1 pseudogene is annotated in these 343 nt (G+C 65.0%); it reads right to left on the bottom strand.

What is annotated here, in order from left to right:
• A pseudogene (locus tag AC1DBN_RS21615) lies at positions 1 to 343 on the bottom strand (DUF3618 domain-containing protein); the annotation flags it as partial.

Here is a 343-nt window from a genome sequence, read left to right as displayed (position 1 = left end):
CTTTGGCGGTGGTGGCGCGGTCTTTGACGTCGGTGGCGGCGTCTTGGCTGTCGGTTTTGACGTGTTCGATGCCGTCGGTGGCGGTGGTTTTGACGTTGTCCATGGCCTGTTGGGCTGGTTCTTTGAGGTCCTGGACCATGCCTTTGGCGGCGTCGGTGAGTTCGGTGGTGAGGGGTTCGGCGGCGGTTTTGAGCTGGTCTGCTGCCTGGCGTTCCTTCTCACTTGCGGGGATCAGCGAGGAGATCAGCATGCCTGCGCCGAAGGCGATGAGGCCGGCGGCGAGGGGGTTGCCCTGCGTTTTGGCTTTGACCCGGTCCGGTGCTGCGGCGACGGTGTGGCCGGC

It is taken from the genome of Pseudarthrobacter sp. 10T415 (assembly GCF_056394175.1).
Note: the sequence above shows the minus strand (reverse complement) of the source record. Positions and strands in the feature narration are given on the sequence as shown.